The sequence below is a fragment of the Cecembia lonarensis LW9 genome, from assembly GCF_000298295.1.
In the GTDB taxonomy this organism is placed as follows: domain Bacteria; phylum Bacteroidota; class Bacteroidia; order Cytophagales; family Cyclobacteriaceae; genus Cecembia; species Cecembia lonarensis.
Genome location: NZ_AMGM01000014.1, coordinates 57,678 through 75,942 on the forward strand (window position 1 = coordinate 57,678; position 18,265 = coordinate 75,942).

The 18,265-nt window shown below is 42.1% G+C and carries 15 protein-coding genes; 12 read left to right on the plus strand and 3 right to left on the minus strand.

What is annotated here, in order from left to right:
• Nucleotides 1-2 precede the first annotated feature (2 nt).
• Nucleotides 3-2,705, plus strand: a complete 2,703-nt coding sequence (locus B879_RS06645) for a peptidase associated/transthyretin-like domain-containing protein (RefSeq protein ID WP_009184389.1) — start codon at nucleotides 3-5, stop codon at nucleotides 2,703-2,705.
• A gap of 387 nt (nucleotides 2,706-3,092) precedes the next feature.
• Entirely contained in the window at nucleotides 3,093-4,229 is a 1,137-nt protein-coding gene (locus tag B879_RS06650) for an ATP-binding protein (protein ID WP_009184390.1), read from the plus strand.
• Nucleotides 4,230-4,240: 11 nt separating this feature from the next.
• Here B879_RS06650 and B879_RS06655 read toward each other — a convergent pair whose 3' ends face one another.
• The 3 genes from B879_RS06655 to ispE all read right to left on the minus strand — a co-directional run bounded on the left by B879_RS06655 (nucleotide 4,241) and on the right by ispE (nucleotide 5,633).
• Nucleotides 4,241-4,462: a ribbon-helix-helix protein, CopG family gene (locus tag B879_RS06655; RefSeq protein WP_009184391.1), complete on the minus strand. Its 222-nt coding sequence runs from the start codon at nucleotides 4,460-4,462 to the stop codon at nucleotides 4,241-4,243.
• Nucleotides 4,463-4,543: 81 nt separating this feature from the next.
• Nucleotides 4,544-4,786: a ribbon-helix-helix domain-containing protein gene (locus B879_RS06660; RefSeq protein ID WP_009184392.1), complete on the minus strand. Its 243-nt coding sequence runs from the start codon at nucleotides 4,784-4,786 to the stop codon at nucleotides 4,544-4,546.
• A 40-nt stretch (nucleotides 4,787-4,826) separates the two neighbouring features.
• A complete protein-coding gene (ispE, locus tag B879_RS06665; RefSeq protein ID WP_009184393.1) occupies nucleotides 4,827-5,633 on the minus strand; it encodes a 4-(cytidine 5'-diphospho)-2-C-methyl-D-erythritol kinase in 807 nt (268 codons plus the stop codon).
• Nucleotides 5,634-6,160: 527 nt separating this feature from the next.
• On the opposite strand from ispE, the gene ilvD reads away from it, so the two are divergent.
• From ilvD to B879_RS22605, 10 genes are all read left to right on the plus strand, one after another.
• On the plus strand, nucleotides 6,161-7,837 hold the full coding sequence (gene ilvD, locus B879_RS06670) for a dihydroxy-acid dehydratase (protein WP_009184394.1): 1,677 nt from the start codon (nucleotides 6,161-6,163) through the stop codon (nucleotides 7,835-7,837).
• A 14-nt stretch (nucleotides 7,838-7,851) separates the two neighbouring features.
• On the plus strand, nucleotides 7,852-9,534 hold the full coding sequence (gene ilvB, locus B879_RS06675) for a biosynthetic-type acetolactate synthase large subunit (protein WP_009184395.1): 1,683 nt from the start codon (nucleotides 7,852-7,854) through the stop codon (nucleotides 9,532-9,534).
• Between the two features lie 16 nt (nucleotides 9,535-9,550).
• On the plus strand, nucleotides 9,551-10,060 hold the full coding sequence (ilvN, locus tag B879_RS06680; RefSeq protein WP_009184396.1) for an acetolactate synthase small subunit: 510 nt from the start codon (nucleotides 9,551-9,553) through the stop codon (nucleotides 10,058-10,060).
• Nucleotides 10,061-10,071: 11 nt separating this feature from the next.
• Nucleotides 10,072-11,115: a ketol-acid reductoisomerase gene (gene ilvC, locus B879_RS06685; protein ID WP_009184397.1), complete on the plus strand. Its 1,044-nt coding sequence runs from the start codon at nucleotides 10,072-10,074 to the stop codon at nucleotides 11,113-11,115.
• Between the two features lie 7 nt (nucleotides 11,116-11,122).
• The gene (locus B879_RS06690; RefSeq protein ID WP_009184398.1) at nucleotides 11,123-12,634 is read left to right on the plus strand and encodes a 2-isopropylmalate synthase; all 1,512 of its coding nucleotides are present in this window, start codon (nucleotides 11,123-11,125) and stop codon (nucleotides 12,632-12,634) included.
• 1 nt (nucleotide 12,635) lies between these two features.
• Nucleotides 12,636-14,036: a 3-isopropylmalate dehydratase large subunit gene (gene leuC / locus B879_RS06695; RefSeq protein ID WP_009184399.1), complete on the plus strand. Its 1,401-nt coding sequence runs from the start codon at nucleotides 12,636-12,638 to the stop codon at nucleotides 14,034-14,036.
• An 18-nt stretch (nucleotides 14,037-14,054) separates the two neighbouring features.
• Entirely contained in the window at nucleotides 14,055-14,645 is a 591-nt protein-coding gene (gene leuD, locus B879_RS06700) for a 3-isopropylmalate dehydratase small subunit (protein ID WP_009184400.1), read from the plus strand.
• Nucleotides 14,646-14,859: 214 nt separating this feature from the next.
• Nucleotides 14,860-16,479, plus strand: coding sequence for a hydroxymethylglutaryl-CoA lyase-like TIM-barrel protein (locus tag B879_RS06705; protein WP_009184401.1), 1,620 nt, complete (start codon nucleotides 14,860-14,862; stop codon nucleotides 16,477-16,479).
• A complete protein-coding gene (gene leuB / locus B879_RS06710; RefSeq protein WP_009184402.1) occupies nucleotides 16,448-17,509 on the plus strand; it encodes a 3-isopropylmalate dehydrogenase in 1,062 nt (353 codons plus the stop codon). The genes B879_RS06705 and leuB overlap by 32 nt, the downstream gene beginning before the upstream one ends.
• Before the next feature lie 271 nt (nucleotides 17,510-17,780).
• A complete protein-coding gene (locus tag B879_RS22605; protein WP_157231549.1) occupies nucleotides 17,781-17,930 on the plus strand; it encodes a hypothetical protein in 150 nt (49 codons plus the stop codon).
• The last annotated feature ends 335 nt before the right edge of the window (nucleotides 17,931-18,265 follow it).

The following is an 18,265-nucleotide window of genomic DNA, read 5'->3' on the forward strand; positions in this document are numbered from 1 at the left end:
TTGTGGAAATTAAGCCTGTATTTATTTTATACTCAGTTTTTTTACTTTTTATTTCCGGCTCCTCCCTGGTATTTGGACAAACAGATAACAGGATAACAGGAATTGTCCTTGATGAGAAATCCAAGCCGGTACCTTTTGCTTCGGTTATGTTTCTCAATCCACAGGACTCCACAATTATAAATTTTACCCAGACAAACTTCCAGGGGGAATTCCTTTTTATAAGTGAATTCCCTTTACAACTATTTCTAAAAGTTTCCAGACTTGGTTATCAGGATGCTTTTTTTAAAACTGATGACCGAGGTTTTCTGACACTTACAATCCAGTCCAAAGAAATAGAACTCAATCAATTTACTGTAGAATACCAGGAGCCCATAAGAATAAAAAGTGACACTACGACTTACGATGTAGCAGCTTTCAGTGATGGCTTCGAAAGAAATCTGGAAGAGCTCCTGAAAAAAATTCCCGGAATGACCGTCAGTGATAATGGGACTATTTTCTTTAATGGTAAGGCTATAGATAAAATCCTGGTGGAGGGAGATGATTTTTTTTCGAAAAATTATAAGGTTTTATCCAGAAACATTCCACCGGGATTACTTGAAAGTATAGAAGCCATCGAAAATTTCAATGATCGAAAACTATTGAGAGGAATCGAAAACTCAGATAAAACTGTTTTGAATCTAAAATTTCAAAAAGGATTAAAAGCCTCACTTTTTGGCAATGGATCAATAGGGGGAGGTCTGCCTCAGAATTATGAAGGAAATGCTGTTCTCTTTTCTTTATTGGATAAAATAAAAGTAGGATACATTGGTGATATTAATAATTCCGGAATGGAAAGTTTAGCGGAATCAGAGGATTTTCTTTCATGGGAATCAACAGAATCCTTATTGATAAAACCTTACTTTTTAACCGCCGAGCTGCCCTTAAATGCGTTTACCCCTTTCATCCCAAACCTTCCAAAAAGAAGATACAATATCAATAACGACTTATTACAGGCTTTACAGTTCAATGGCTCAAATAGTAAGAATTATAAATCTAACACCTATGCGCTTTTTCAGCAGAACCGGATCAGAAATACCTTAGAGAACTTTAATAGTTTTTTTCTTGATAACAGCACCTTTGATATCAGGGAGACAGGAAATGGAAATTCAGGAATCCGGAATTTACAGCTTAGATCTGTGCACGACATAGAACTGGACAGCTTGTCCCAAATAACATTTACTTTGAGAGTAAATAATAGTTTAGAATCTTCTGTGTTAAACAGTAGTTTGGAAACAGAGGATAGACAGGCCAGTGTTTTTCAAAATCTGAACTCAATGGGCCAGACGGGGTATTTTAGAGGTGAATATCTGAAAAAGTTAAATTACCGTACTGTCCTACATTCAGATTTTTTTATTTCACGAAATATTTCTGACCAAAATCTTGATATCTTAAGAGGAGCATTTGAAGAAAATCTTCCTGAACAATTAGAATATGAACTGATTCAGTCTTTTAATACGTCTTCTTTTTCAGCTGGTAGCAGTTGGAAGTTTGCCGGGCGAGTCGGAAAACACCAGTACGGCTTTCTTTTTCATTATGGATATTTAACTTTCGATCTCAATTCTGACCTTACCCAACAGCAGGCTCCTGATCCATCTGAAATGGAAAAAGCTGGTTTTTTGAATCAAATCAACTTTGAAAACCATACACTAATCTTCTCCTTTTCGGATCGGATTTTTTTGGCAAAAAATACTTTTCTTAAGTTACTTGGTGAAAAACAGTGGTTCCAAAATAATATTGGACAAGCTGGGAGTGATAATCAGACCAAATCGGATTGGCTGCTGAACTATAAGATAGGATTAAACCATACTATCAGTTCAAGACATAAGTTCTTTTTAGAGCATTACAGCCATAATCAACTTTCCTCACCTTTACAGGTTTTTAACGGTAGGGTATTTAATAGTGCAAATTCCAGCGTAAATTTTGCCGGTAGGCTAAACATAATTGAGCAGAGGGGGCTGAACTGGCGTTATGATTTTTTTGACCGTACGAGTTATTGGAAAATGGCTGTTTCAGGGAGTCATTTTATTCAAAATAATCCGTTTATTATTGATTTTCAAAATGATGGTGACCTCCTTTTCAATATTACCGGTTTTGCTTCACCAATATCCAATTCACAAAATAGAGCTGATTTGGAGACAAGCAAAATGGTGTTCCCTGTGAAGTCAAGAGTTGGAATAAGAGGTAGTTTATCCCAAAATCAGATCAATAGGGCTGTAAATGGGACTTTACTTCCAATTGAACCTGTCAATTCAACAAGCTTTGGATTCTTTTGGGTAAGTGCATTTGATAGGCCGTTTAATTTCCGATGGGAATCGAAAAGAAGGGATTCCAGGATAATTTCAGAAAACTTAAAATCTGATTTTTCATTTTCTAATTTCCAGCACCAAGGATCACTCACATACAACCTAAAGGAAAACCTGAGACTTAAATTAGCTTATGAACTTGTATCATGGGATGAAATAAAAATTGATTTTCTGGATTTTCATGCCGATTATACTCCTTGGAAGAATAAAGGGGTCCGTTTTCAGCTCAATGCTACCAATCTGCTAAATAATTCAAAACTCACCTTTCTGAATCTTTCAAATACTCTAAAGAATAGTACAACCTATTCTATCCTTCCCAGATTAATTTTGATAAATGTGTCTTTTGATATTGGAAGACGATAGTGGTAATAGAGTCCTTGACCGAGACATGAAAAACACAATTTTTTTATCTGTAAAAGTGTTATTCATACAGTTAGTCCTTCTCCCGAGCTTGTCAGACCTCGGTTAATAACTTAAGTTCAAGCAGCAATAAATTTCTAAAAAAAAAATAACTTAATGTTCAAAAAATTCCTTAAAAGATTTTAAAGTTGAATTATGTAGAATTTTCAGAGTGAACCTTTGCTCTTTTTTTGAAATTATAGACTTAAATGCAGCTTGATAAATTTAACTTTATGGGAATATAATCCTTTAAAGTTATAACATTACAGGAATATAATCCTCCAAAGTTATGACTTTACGGGAATAGATCTTAAATTTGTGTTTGATTTAGATTTTAAAAAAATTGATAGAATGAAGTTTGAACGGTCCATTCAAGAGTCAATACAACAAAAGTTTTTTTCAGGAAAAGCGATTGTATTGTTGGGGCCTAGACAGGTTGGGAAAACTACCTTAATTGAAACCATCCTGAGAGGTAGGGAGGAAAAGTTTTTATACTTGGATGGTGATGATTCTACCGTAAGGGAAATTCTCGAGCAAGCTAATACGGAGACTTTGCGAGCCATCATTGCGGACAATAAAATAGTTTATATTGATGAAGCTCAACGTATCAGCGCAATTGGGTTGCAGTCAAAGATCATCGTGGATCAGTTCAAGCATATTCAATTAGTCCTGAGCGGATCTTCAGCGTTTGAACTCAATGATAAAATCCAAGAACCCCTTACGGGAGGAAAGTGGACTTTTCACCTGTGGCCCATCGCTTGGCAGGAATATGAAAAAGAAGTGGGCTATCTGAAAGCGGAACAAAGTCTGGAAAACAGACTGGTGTATGGGTTTTATCCAGATGTTATTACTGATGCTACTCATGAAGAGGAAGTGCTTTTGGAATTAACTGAAAGCTATCTATATAAAGATGTGTTGATTTACGGAAACTTAAAAAAGCCCAAATTGATACGAAACATCCTAGAGGCCTTGGCTTACCAAGTGGGTAATGAAATAAAATATAAGGAACTGGGAGAAACCGTCGGTGCAGATCCAAAAACTGTCGCCTCTTACATTGATGTCTTGGAGAAAGCATTTGTGGTTTTTAGTCTATCCTCTTACAGTAATAATCTCCGTACTGAAATTAAGACAGCCAAGAAGATATATTTCTATGATAACGGTGTCAGGAATGCTGTGATCAGGGATTTCACCCCAATGGCGGCAAGACAGGATGCAGGGGCTTTGTGGGAAAATTTTTTGATCAGTGAGCGCTTAAAAGCTAATTCGTACACTAGGAGCTTGGCGAGAACCTATTTTTGGAGAACCAAGCAGCGACAAGAGATTGATTATGTGGAGGAACTTACAGGAAAATTTCATGCCTATGAATTTAAATGGAATCCTAAGCGAAAAGTTAACTTCCCAAAGACCTTCACAGAAGCTTATAAAAGTCAAAACACCTTGGTTAATAGAGGGAATTTTAGGGGTTTTATAAAAGTTGGTGTTTTTTAGCGTCTTTAATGCTATTCTTTTAGTCTATTTTTATATTCAGCTGAAAGTTTTTCATCACCATCAGCAACTCCAAATAAGTCCCTACCAAGCTCAAAAGAGCTAAGTGCAGGATCTAAACTCTCCAAATGTTTTGTTAGAGCATCCTTGACTATTTTGGATTTTGACACGCCCTCTCTTTTGCTTACGAGGTCTAGTTTGTCTTCTAGTTCTTTATCAATTCTAACGTTTAACATTCCTTACCAATTTACGTAGTACAGTAACTTAAATTTTTCAAAAAATACGCTTTTTAACGTTTAATGAAATCAATCCAAATCTCACCTTGCCTCATCTTCCAGCTGTTTGAAGTAGGCATGCATGCCTTCTTCTGCCAAAGTCAGGATATCCTCATCATCGGCTGCGGTTTTGTAAGATTTTACATAAGCGGCTCTTTTCAGATGGTCCAGATAGAGACTGAGTGCCTTCTCTATCAGTTTATTTTTGGGCATAGCCATGGTATTGGCATACTCAGCAAGCCTTTGCACGAGGTCATCGGGGAGTGAAGTGGTAATAGTGGTCATATTTACTGTATTTTTTGTAAATAAAAAACATACATATAAATCATACAACACTCTCAAAAACAATATATTCTGAAGGCCACTTGATGGATTCTGGCTTGGTTGAAAATAATCCAAACACAGTCGAACCTGAACCTGACATGGCAGCATAGTAGGCGCCCATGTCATACAATTCAGCCTTTATTTTGGCTATTTCTGGATATTGAGGAAAAATACTCGCCTCGAAATCATTGACAAGCATTTCTTTCCAGGAGCTTTTGTCACTTAGTATTTCTTTAAGTTGAAATTTTGGTGTTTGGGGCTTTACCCCAGCGTAAGCTTCCTTGGTGCCGACATGGATGGGAGGTTTGATCAATACCAAATGGTCACCCTCAATATCTACATCGACTGGCTCTAAAATCTCTCCTCTTCCTGTTGCAATTTTTGGGGTGTTTTGGATGAAAAATGGGCAGTCACTACCCAATTGGGCGGCATAGTCCTCTAAGATCCAATCTTCTAAGTAGAGTTCAAACAAGCTGTTCATTAATGTCAAGGCAAAAGCAGCATCTGCTGAACCTCCTCCCAAACCGGCACCCATGGGTATATTTTTATGCAGGTGAATATGTACAGGTGGTAGGTCGTTAAAATCCTTTTGAAGCAATTTGACAGCCTTCAAAATCAGGTTATCCTTCTCTTCTCCAGGTATTTCCAAACCGGAGGTTTCGAAAACTGCTTTTTTGCTCACTATCATTTCCAAAGCGTCCTTCAGAGGAATAGGAACCATGCATGTTTCTATTTCATGATAGCCGTCTTTTCTTTTCGAAGTGATGTGTAGGCCTAAATTGATTTTGGCATTGGGAAAACAGATCATACAGATAATATCCTTAGGTGGTGTAAATATGGGAATAATATATCTAAATGTGCATTGACTTATCTTTAGCAAACAAAGGTTTTTGTTGAAAAAATGACGGAGATAGATTCAGATGATTGAATAAAAAATAAAAAAAATCAGTTTTTATTCTTCATGCCTCAAGGGCGGAACAATATTCTGATTTTTCCAAAAGCTTAAAAGTTAATTTACAGCTTTATCTGAAAAATGGCATATTTAAAAAATAAAGTTTGTTTAATAAATATTTAGCATACATAATAAATCTATTTGTTGTGTAAAAAATGAAATTAAATATTGTATCTATCAGAATTCAGACGTAATATTGTGTCAACATTAAAAAACGAAATACAACCGCATGTTTGAATTGGTCACTCCTCTAAGCTTTATTATTCTCATTTGTAATAAATGATGAGGCGCTAGACTATTTGAACTATCAACCATAGAACCAAAAGTGCCTCAGTCAATGAGGCACTTTTTTTATAAACCTATTTTGACCTATAATTAAGCATATGAGTCTCAAAAAACACAGTTGGGAAATCAGTCAAAATGAAGAACATCCCGCAGGCAAGGCCATGTTGTACGCAACAGGGATGTCGGACAAGCAGATGAACCAACCCTTTTTGGGGATAGCCAGTTGTGGCTATGAAAGTAACCCCTGCAACATGCACCTGAATGATTTTGCCGGTCTGATCAAGCAATCCTCCAAGGCTTATGATCTGACCGGTTTGGTTTTTAATACCATGGGGATTTCGGACGGCATATCCATGGGCACATCAGGAATGCGTTATTCCTTAGTTTCCAGGGAAATTATTGCCGATTCGATCGAATCATTTATTCTAGGCCATTCTTTTGATGCCTGTGTGGCAGTGGCAGGTTGTGATAAGAACATGCCAGGTGCTGTGATGGGTATGTTGAGGATCAACCGGCCCTCCATCATGGTTTATGGTGGCACCATCCGTTCTGGGAATTACAAGGGTGAAAAACTCAATATTGTGTCCGCCTTCGAAGCTTATGGCAAGCGTATCAAAGGCGAAATGAGCGATGAAGATTATCAAGGCGTGATAGAGAATGCATGCCCGGGAGCGGGTGCCTGCGGCGGTATGTATACGGCCAATACCATGTCTTCTGCCATTGAGGCCATGGGCATGTCTTTGCCTTATTCTTCCTCTACTCCTGCTACGGCCGAAGAAAAATTGAATGAATGCAAGGAAGTCAGTAAGTACATCAAAGTACTTCTGGAAAAAGATATCAAACCAAAAGATATTGTTACAAAAAAGAGTTTGGAAAATGCCGTTCGGGTGGCCGTGGCTCTCGGGGGCAGCACCAATGCTGTATTACATATTTTGGCCATCGCCAAAACGGCCGGAGTAGATTTCACGCTGGAAGATTTTAAGCGTGTGAATCATGAAACCCCACTATTGGGTGACTTTAAACCTTCGGGCAAATACCTGATGGAGGATCTTTTTGAACAGGGGGGCTTGCCTGCCTTTATGAAATACCTGTTGAACAAAGGCATGTTGCACGGAGACTGCATGACAGTTACCGGAAGAACACTGGCCGAAAATCTGGCTGATATTGATCCTGTAGTACCCTCAGTGGTCAATGTGATCCATCCGATTGAGCAGCCTTTAAAAGAAACCGGACATTTATGTGTGCTGAAGGGCAATCTTGCTCCTGAGGGTGCTGTGGCCAAAATTTCAGGAAAGGAAGGTAAATCCTTTACCGGTCCAGCAAAGGTGTTTGATTCTGAATTAGAAGCCAATGAAGGTATCAAGAACAAGTTGGTGAAAAAGGGTGAGGTAATTGTCATCCGGTACATTGGTCCCAAAGGAGGACCGGGAATGCCGGAAATGCTGAAGCCCACTTCCATGATCATTGGAGCAGGGCTAGGAGCTGATGTGGCTTTGATTACTGATGGCAGGTTTTCTGGAGGTACTCACGGCTTTGTGGTAGGACATGTGACACCAGAAGCTTTTTCCGGTGGTCCTCTTGCCATGATTCAAGATGGGGACATTATTACCATAGATGCAGATACCCTAACACTGAATGTGGCTTTGTCTGATGAAGAATTGGCAGAGAGAAAGAAGCACTGGAAGAATAAAGACCTTTCTGACCTTCAAGGTACACTCAAAAAATATAATAAACTGGTTGCCTCCGCTTCTGAAGGATGCGTGACCGATAAATAATAAATGAAATCACCATGATTAGAGGAGCAGATATCGTTGTCAAATCCCTGATTGAAGAAAACTCCGAATACATTTTCGGATATCCAGGGGGGGCGATCATGCCGGTGTATGATGCGCTATACGATTACAGTGATCAAATCAAACATGTCTTGACAAGGCATGAACAAGGTGCGATCCATGCCGCGCAGGGTTATGCCCGTGTTTCCGGTAAAGTGGGTGTAGTCTTGGTCACTTCAGGCCCAGGAGCCACCAACCTCATCACTGGACTGGCAGATGCATTGATTGACAGCACTCCTTTGGTCTGTATTACTGGACAGGTAGCCGCACACCTCCTAGGATCGGATGCTTTTCAGGAAACTGACGTAGTGGGTCTTTCTATGCCCGGTACTAAGTGGAATATTCAGGTGAGATCAGTAGAAGAAATCGCTCCAGCAATTGCCAAGGCCTTTCACATAGCAAAAACAGGAAGACCGGGACCTGTATTGGTGGACATTACCAAAAATGCCCAGATAGAATTTGGCGAATTCAATTACGCACCTTGCCTTTCGGTTAGGTCTTTCCGTCCTTATGTGAAGATCAATGAAAAAGCTGTGGCAGATGCTGCAACCTTGATAAATACTGCCAAACAGCCCTATGTACTCTTCGGACAAGGGGTTGTCTTGGCCAATGCAGAGGCTGAATTGAAAGCCTTTTTGGATAAAACAGGCATTCCCGCTGCTTCTACTTTATTGGGTTCAGGAGCTTTGCCCCAAGATCACCCCTCATATGTGGGCAAACTGGGCATGCATGGGAATTATGCGCCTAATTTATTGACGAACCAATGTGATGTATTGATTGCGGTAGGGATGAGATTTGATGATAGGGTGACCGGCGATTTGAAGCGTTACGCCAAACAAGCGAAGGTTATACATTTGGAACTTGATCCTTCAGAAATAGATAAAAATGTCAAAACCACTGTGGCCATACAGGGAGACTGTAAAGTCAGCTTGGCCTTGCTGACCGAGGCGGTCCAGTCAAATTCACATCCGGAATGGATGCAGCGATTCAGGGAACTGGAGAATGAGGAGAAATTGGCCGTTATGACAAATGACCTTCATGCCACCCAAGGTGGCCTGCATATGGGAGAAGTGATTCGTTTGATCAATCAGTTCAAAGAAGAAGATGCCGTTCTGGTGACCGATGTGGGACAGCATCAGATGATTGCCTGGAGGTATTTTGATTATAAAACCACCAGAACACAAGTCACCTCAGGAGGATTGGGCACCATGGGGTTTGCCTTGCCAGCTGCCTTGGGGGCACAATTGTACGATTACAAAAGACAGGTGGTCTGTGTAGTAGGAGATGGGGGCATTCAGATGACCATTCAGGAACTGGGCACCATTATGCAGACCAAGGCTCCGGTAAAAGTAGTCCTGCTCAACAACAACTATTTGGGAATGGTACGCCAATGGCAACAGTTGTTCTTTGACAAAAGGTATTCCTTTACAGAATTGGAGAATCCAGATTTTATCAAAATTGCCGAAGCCTACAGCTTCAAGGCAAGGAAGGTAACAGAACGGGAAGATCTTGAAGCCTCAGTGGCAGAAATGTTGTTGCACCAAGGTCCTTATTTCCTTGAAGTTGTGGTGGAAAAAGAGGACAACGTTTTCCCAATGATTGCCACAGGCTGTTCTGTGGAAGAAGTAAGATTGAGCTAATCCAGCACTGGCATTTATGAATCGATATACCATATTAGTCTATACAGAAAATTTCATCGGGATCCTCAACAGGATCACTATCATCTTTACCCGAAGGGGGATCAACATTGATGCGCTGACTGCTTCAGAAAGCCGTTTGGATGGCATACACAAAATTACCATTGAAGTCACAGTCACCGAGGAACAGATCATTCAATTAACCAAACAGATTGAAAAAGTGGTGGATGTGATCAAAGCCTATTGCTTTAAAGATGAGGAGGTAGTCTATCAGGAAATTGCCCTGTACAAAGTTCCAATTGAAAGTTTGGATCCAGGGCTTGAGAAAGTGATCAGGCAGTTCAATGCCCACATCATTGCTGCTGAAAAGGAATTTGTGGTAATTGAATTTACCGGGCATAAGGAGGATACCCAAGCTTTGCTTGAAATCCTTAAGCCTTTCAATTTGTTGGAATTTTCCCGTTCGGGTAGGGTGGCTATCGCTAAACCTAAGTTTTCTGTTCAAGAATATTTAAATAATCAAACCTAATACATAACACTATGAAACTGAAATTTGGATCAGTAGAAGAAAATGTAGTTACCAGAGAGGAATTTCCTTTGGAAAAAGCTAGAGAAGTATTGAAAAATGAGGTCATTGCAGTGATTGGTTATGGGGTACAAGGCCCTGGTCAGGCATTAAACCTCAAGGACAACGGCTTCAATGTGATTGTCGGTCAGAGGAAAAACTCCAAAACCTGGGACAAAGCAGTGGCGGATGGCTGGGTACCCGGTGAAACTTTGTTTGAAATTGAAGAAGCTTGCCAAAAAGGAACCATTATACAATTCCTTCTTTCTGATGCTGGTCAAATTGCGCTTTGGCCTACCGTAAAAAAATACCTGACTCCGGGCAAAGCCCTATATTTTTCCCATGGATTTGGGATCACTTACAAGGAGAAAACCGGTATCATCCCCCCTGCGGATGTGGATGTGATTTTGGTGGCACCCAAAGGATCCGGTACTTCCCTGAGAAGGATGTTTGTGGAAGGTAGAGGCCTGAATTCCTCTTATGCCATTTACCAGGATGCTACAGGAAAAGCGAAAGACAGAGTAGTTGCCCTTGGTATCGGTGTGGGATCAGGATACTTGTTTGAGACGGATTTTTACCGTGAAGTGACTTCTGACCTTACAGGAGAAAGAGGAACCCTGATGGGTGCTATTCAGGGGATATTTGCTGCTCAATATGAAGTTTTGAGAGCCAACGGCCATACCCCTTCCGAAGCATTCAATGAAACCGTAGAAGAACTGACCCAAAGTTTGATGCCTTTGGTGGCCGAAAATGGGATGGACTGGATGTATGCCAACTGCTCCACGACTGCTCAAAGGGGTGCGTTGGACTGGTGGAAACCATTCAGGGATGCCACCAAGCCTGTATTCGAAGAATTGTACAACAGTGTAAAGACAGGCCAAGAAGCCCAGAAGTCCATTGACTCCAATTCTAAATCTGATTATAGGGAGAAATTGGAGGCTGAATTGAAAGAATTAAGAGAATCTGAAATGTGGCAGGCAGGTGCGACTGTCAGAAAATTAAGACCTGAAAATAACTAAAATTATTATGAGTGAAAAGCTATGGATATTCGATACCACACTCCGTGATGGGGAACAGGTACCTGGTTGTCAGTTGAACGCCCAGGAAAAGATAGTGGTGGCTAAGGCTTTGGAAGCACTGGGAGTAGATATCATCGAGGCGGGATTTCCGATTTCCAGCCCTGGTGATTTTAATTCAGTAGTAGAAATTTCAAAAGCAGTTTCTAATCCTATCATCTGCGCCCTTTCCAGAGCTGTGGAGAAGGATATAGAAGTAGCAGCAGCGGCACTCAAATATGCCAAGAAAGGCCGGATACATACGGGTATAGGTGTATCTCCCTACCATATCCAATACAAGCTGCGGTCTACCCCAGAAAATATCATCGAGCGTGGTGTCAAGGCAGTAAAATTTGCCAAACGCTTCGTAGAAGATGTAGAGTTTTACGCTGAAGATGCGGGAAGGGCAGAACTTCCCTTTCTTGCCAAAATCATCGAGGAGGCCATAAAGGCCGGTGCTACGGTAGTGAATATACCCGATACCACAGGCTATTGTCTTCCAGAGCAGTATGGAGCAATTATCCGATACCTGAAGGAAAATGTATCCAATATTGACAAAGCCATTATTTCTACCCATTGTCACAATGATTTGGGGATGGCTACGGCCAATACCATTTCCGGCATTCAAAATGGGGCGAGACAGGCAGAACTCACCATCAATGGGATAGGTGAAAGGGCTGGAAATACCTCTTTGGAAGAAGTGGTCATGGCCATTAAGTGCCATCAGAGCATTCCGGTATATACTGATATCAAAACGGAAAAAATTTACGGTACCAGCCGTTTGATTTCCAAGTTGATGAATATGCCGGTACAGCCCAATAAGGCCATCGTGGGTAGAAATGCCTTTGCCCACTCTTCGGGAATTCACCAGGATGGGGTGTTGAAACATAGGGAAAATTATGAAATCATTGATCCCAAAGAAGTAGGGGTGCATGAATCTTCTATCGTGCTTACTGCAAGAAGTGGTAGGGCAGCACTGAAACACCATTTAGATAACCTTGGCGTAGAGTTGGAAGGGGAAGACCTCAACAAAGTATATGAGGAATTTCTGCTTCTGGCGGATTCCAAAAGGGATATTGGACCTAAAGACCTTCTAGAACTTGTTGGGAAATATATGGATGAATCCTCCTTTATTGAACTTCAGGAAGTCAGTTACCAGTCCAATGGTACGATCAAGGCCCATGTGAAACTGAAAATTGGGGATAAATCCCATGAGGCCAGTTCCTCCGGTAATGGTCCTGTAGATGCTGTATTAAAAGCCATTGAAAAAATAGTAAAACCGCATTATGTTTTGGAGGAATTCCTGATTCAGGCCATTACTGCCGGCAGTGACGATGTGGCCAAGGTACATATGCGTTTGATGCAGGGTGAGCGGCCTTATTATGGTTTTGCCTCTAATTCAGATATCGTATTGGCTTCGGCTCAGGCTTTTGTGGATGCCTTAAATAAAATCCCTGTCAAAGACAAAGTGACCATAGATTAACATGGAAAAGAAAACATTATTTGATAAAATATGGGATGCGCACGTGGTCCGTTCGGTACCTGATGGCCCGGATGTGTTCTTCATCGATAAGCATTTTATCCATGAAGTGACCAGCCCAGTTGCCTTCCTAAACCTAGAAAAGCGTGGGATAGGCGTGTTGTATCCTGAGCGTACCATTGCAACCCCTGACCACAATGTTCCCACAGTGGATCAGGAAAAGACCATCAAGGATAAATTGTCCCGCATGCAGGTAGAAAAGCTGAGGGATAACTGTAAAAAATATGGCATTGAGCTGCATGATTTGGGCTCTGCCCACCATGGCATCGTTCACGTGATCGGACCTGAATTGGGAGTGACTCAGCCGGGGATGACCATCGTCTGCGGAGATAGCCATACCTCCACCCACGGTGCCTTTGGAGCCATTGCTTTTGGGATAGGAACTTCTGAGGTAGAAATGGTTTTGGCCACCCAGTGCATCATGCAGTCCAAACCCAAAAGGATGAGAATCACGGTAGATGGGGAGCTGGGGAAAGGAGTGACTTCTAAGGACATCATCCTGTATATCATTGCTAAAATTTCCGCAGCCGGTGCAACTGGGTATTTTGTGGAGTATGCAGGTTCGGCTATCCGCAACCTCAGCATGGAAGCCCGAATGACCATTTGCAACATGAGTATTGAAATGGGGGCCAGAGGGGGGGTAATTGCTCCAGATGAGACTACTTTCAATTACCTCAAGGGCAAACAATATGCGCCAAAAGGCGAAGCTTGGGACAAAGCAGTGGCCTATTGGAAAACCCTTCAGACGGATGAAGGTGCTGAATTTGACAAGGAGTACCACTTTGAGGGCAGCGATATAGAACCTATGATTACCTATGGTACCAATCCTGGCATGGGTATCAAGGTCATAGACAGCATACCCACCACTGAAGGAATGGAGGGAAGCAATAAGGCCTCATTTATGAAATCCTTGGATTATATGGGCTTTGCTCCCGGAGAACCGATTAAAGGGAAAAAAGTAGATTATGTATTTGTGGGCAGTTGTACCAATGGTCGGATAGAGGACATTCGTGCGGTGGCCAACTTTGTGAAGGGCAAGCATAAAGCCGATAACATAACCGCTTGGATCGTTCCCGGTTCCAGGGAAGTAGAAAAGCTGGCTCATGAAGAGGGATTGGTCAAGATATTGGAAGAAGCAGGGTTTGAATTGCGCCAACCTGGTTGTTCGGCATGCTTAGCCATGAATGATGATAAAATTCCGGCAGGTAAATATGCGGTCTCTACCTCCAACAGGAATTTTGAAGGCCGTCAAGGGCCTGGTGCCAGAACCCTATTGGCCAGTCCACTGACCGTAGCTGCTGTCGCTGTGACTGGAGAGATTACCGATCCCCGTGACATTTTCTAAACCTTAAATCCGAAAAAAATGCCATACGATAAATTCAATGTGCTGAAAAGCGCTGTAGTTCCTTTGTCAAGAGAAAATGTGGATACCGATCAGATCATACCTGCCAGGTTTCTAAAAGCTACAGAAAGGGAAGGATTTGGTGACAACCTGTTCAGGGACTGGCGCTATGATGTAGAAGGAAATCCCAAGCCGGATTTTGTATTGAACGATACTACTTATTCAGGTAAAATCCTGGTTGCAGGCAAAAATTTTGGATCAGGGTCCAGTAGGGAACATGCGGTTTGGGCCATTTATGATTATGGCTTCCGCTGTGTGGTTTCATCTTTCTTTGCAGATATATTCAAAAATAACTGTCTGAATATTGGTGTATTGCCAGTGACTGTGAGTCCGGAGTTTTTGGATAAAATATTTGCCGCAGTGGAGGCGGATCCCAAAACCGAACTAGAAGTGGATTTGGATAAGCAGTCCATTACCTTATTGTCAACCGGGGATGCTGAGTCATTCGAGATCAATACCTATAAAAAAGAAAACATGAAAAATGGATTCGATGATATTGATTATCTGTTGAACATCAAGGGAGAGATTGAGGAGTTTGAATCTAAGGGCTAAAGTGGATATCGGAAGTCGGAAGTCGAATATTTTGAACCATTAAGGAGTTAAGGGATTAAGGGGTTCATTAAGAATTAGGAATGAGGAATTAGGAATGAATATCAATAGCTTATCCCTAAATATTTTCCTAATTAACCAATCCCTAATCACTGATAACTCATCACTCCTCACTTCCCACTCAACACTTCCCACTCTTCACTAATCATTAATCAACATGGGTTATCAAAGGAAAATAGAAATCATGGATACTACCCTGAGGGATGGAGAACAGACTTCGGGCGTTTCCTTTCTGCCTTCTGAAAAGCTTCAGATCGCCAAGTGGCTATTGGAAGAACTGAAGGTGGACAGGATTGAAGTGGCCTCTGCCAGGGTTTCTGAGGGAGAAATGGAAGGGGTGAAAAAGATTACCCAATGGGCTGCAGAGAAAGGTTTTTTGGACCGTGTGGAGGTATTGGGTTTTGTGGATACTCCCGCTTCTGTGGACTGGATTACGGCTGCAGGAGGGAAAGTGTTGAACCTTTTGACCAAGGGCTCTTTGAACCATTTGGTCCATCAGCTCCGCAAGACGCAAGAGCAGCACTTTCAGGAAATCCTGGACTGTGTGCACTATGCCCGATCCAAAGGACAAAGTGTGAATGTGTACCTGGAAGATTGGTCCAACGGCATGCGGAATTCCATAGAGTATACCATGGATTTGATCGGTATGTTGGCAGAAATAAGGGTAAGAAGGATCATGTTGCCTGATACCTTGGGTTTGTTAAATCCAAGAGAAGTCTCCCATTTTATTCGCTTGATCACCACTGAATTTCCCGATGTACACTTTGACTTTCATGCCCATAATGACTATGACCTATCGGTTGCCAATGTTTTGGAAGCCATTCATCATGGGGTCAGAGGTATTCATACCACGGTAAATGGCCTCGGGGAAAGGGCAGGGAATGCTCCTCTGGAATCAGTGATCGCTGTGATCAAAGATTTTACCGATTTCAAATTGAATATCAGGGAGAATAAGATTTACCGGGTAAGCAAGCTGGTGGAACAGTTTTCCGGACAACATATTCCTGCCAATAAGCCCGTAGTCGGAGAGAATGTGTTTACCCAGACCGCAGGTATTCATGCAGATGGAGATAACAAGAAAAACCTTTACTTCAATGACCTGATGCCGGAAAGGTTCGGTAGGCAACGAAAGTATGCCTTGGGTAAAACTTCCGGAAAGGCCAATATTGTCAAAAACCTACAGGAGTTAGGGATTTCTTTGGAGCCCGATGAACTGGCCAAGGTGACCCAAAGGATCATTGAATTGGGAGATAAGAAAGAGAGGGTGACGACTGAGGATTTGCCTTACATTATTTCTGATGTTTTGCAGAATAACTCCATTACCCATCACATCTTCATTGAGGGGTATAACCTTAGCCATTCTAAAGGGCTGAAGCCCACCGTGCAGTTGAAGATGAACATTTATGGGCAAAGCTATGAGGAAGGTTCTTCTGGAGATGGGCAGTACGATGCCTTTATGAAAGCCCTCAGAAAAATCTACAAGTCCTTGAATAAGGAACTCCCCAAGCTGACCAATTACCATGTGACCATTCCTCCAGGTGGAAAAACAGATGCCTTCGTGGAAACGGTAATCACTTGGGATTATGGAAGAATCTTCAAAACCAAAGGTCTGGACAGCGATCAGACCGTAGCCGCTTTGAAGGCTACAGAAAAAATGCTGAATATTATTGAGCAATTAGATAAAGGAAATACAGGTCCTATCAAGGGACAGGAAATCAACCCAGAAAAAGAAAACACAACATCATATGGAAATGAACATCGCGCTGTTGCCGGGTGACGGCATCGGACCGGAGGTAATTGCACAGGCTGTAAAAGTAGTCAAAGCAGTAGGAAAGAAATTCGGACATACCATTCATTTTGAGGAAGCACCTGTTGGAGCTGCAGCTATTGATCTGACAGGAGATCCTTATCCTGACAGTACCCATGAAGTTTGCCTGAGGGCAGATTCAGTACTTTTTGGGGCCATTGGTGATCCCAAATATGACAATGATCCCAAAGCCAAGGTCAGACCGGAGCAGGGTTTATTGAGGATGCGTCAGAAGTTGGGCTTGTTTGCCAATGTCAGACCTACATTTACCTTTCCTTCATTGATCCATAAATCTCCATTGAAACTCGAAAGGGTAGAGGGAGTGGATTTTGTGTTTTTCAGGGAATTGACAGGAGGGGTATATTTCGGCGAGCCCAGAGGCAGGAATGAGCAGGGTACGAAGGCTTTTGATACCAATGTGTATTCCAAGGAAGAGATCACCCGCTTGGCAAGAATGGGGTTTGAAGCGGCCCAAAAAAGAAGAAAACTCCTGACCTGTGTGGACAAGGCCAATGTTTTGGCTACTTCCAGGTTGTGGAGGGAGACTGTTCAGGAACTGGCACCGGAATATCCTGATGTGAAGGTGGAGTATGAATTTGTGGATGCGGTGGCCATGCGACTCATCCAATGGCCCAAGGCTTATGATGTGTTGATTACAGAGAACCTTTTTGGAGATATTTTGACCGATGAGGCATCTGTGATTTCCGGTTCAATGGGATTGATGCCATCGGCTTCTTTGGGTACGGATAATAAATTATTTGAGCCTATTCATGGGTCCTATCCTCAGGCAGCAGGGAAAGACATAGCCAATCCATTGGCCACGGTATTGTCTGCAGCGATGATGTTTGATTACGCCTTTGACATGAAGGCCGAGGCCCAGGCCATTACCGATGTAGTGAATAAGTCCTTGGCGGAAGGAGTGGTGACAGAGGATATTGCTGAAGGGGGTAAGGCTTATAAGACTTCCGAGGTGGGGGATTGGTTGGCGGAGAATGTGTGAGGAATAAGAGCCAAGGCAAAAGGCAAAAGGAAAAAGGGGGAGCTCGGTTTTTAAGACTGACCGTTAAGAAATCAGCCTTTTGGCTGATTTTAGGGAGGGACCAGGATGCAGGCGAGGAGAAAACCATTCAGATTTAAGGGGTTAAGGGGTTTATTAAGGTTTTTGGATTGAGGCTTTCCATACTTTGACGGGGGACTACTGACAAGGTGAATCCTTTTCGTATTTTATTCCTATTCTTGAAGGAAAGGTCTTGATTAATCTCGCTTTTTAGATGAAGAACAATATCAAAGCCATTTATCAAACAATACCGATAGGCCGTCCCTCCAGGACGGTGGGGAAAATGGATGTCCGTTTATTTCTACCAACAGGCCATCCCTACAGGATGGATATTTTGATCGACCGGGTTTCTTCCTTACGATAGGCCGTCTCCCGATTCTCGAGACAGGCTCTACAGGACAATGGGTTGATCGATCGGTTTTTTTTGCTACCGATAGGCCGTCCCTCTGGGACGGTTGGGGTCATTTAGGCGTTGGATTTGCTACCGGTGGGTTGTGCCTCTGGCACAATTCAAGGATATTTCAAGATTGGGGAAGGCAGGTGGTTGATTGATATTAGGTGAGCTGGAATTTGGGAAGAGCAGAGATAGTCAGGATGAATCCGGTTTTTCAATTTGGGTTTTGTTTTATTAAAATAACAGCAAACAAAATCTGATAACCCCGATCTCGTAGGGATCGCCATTTGTTGGTGACAATCTGA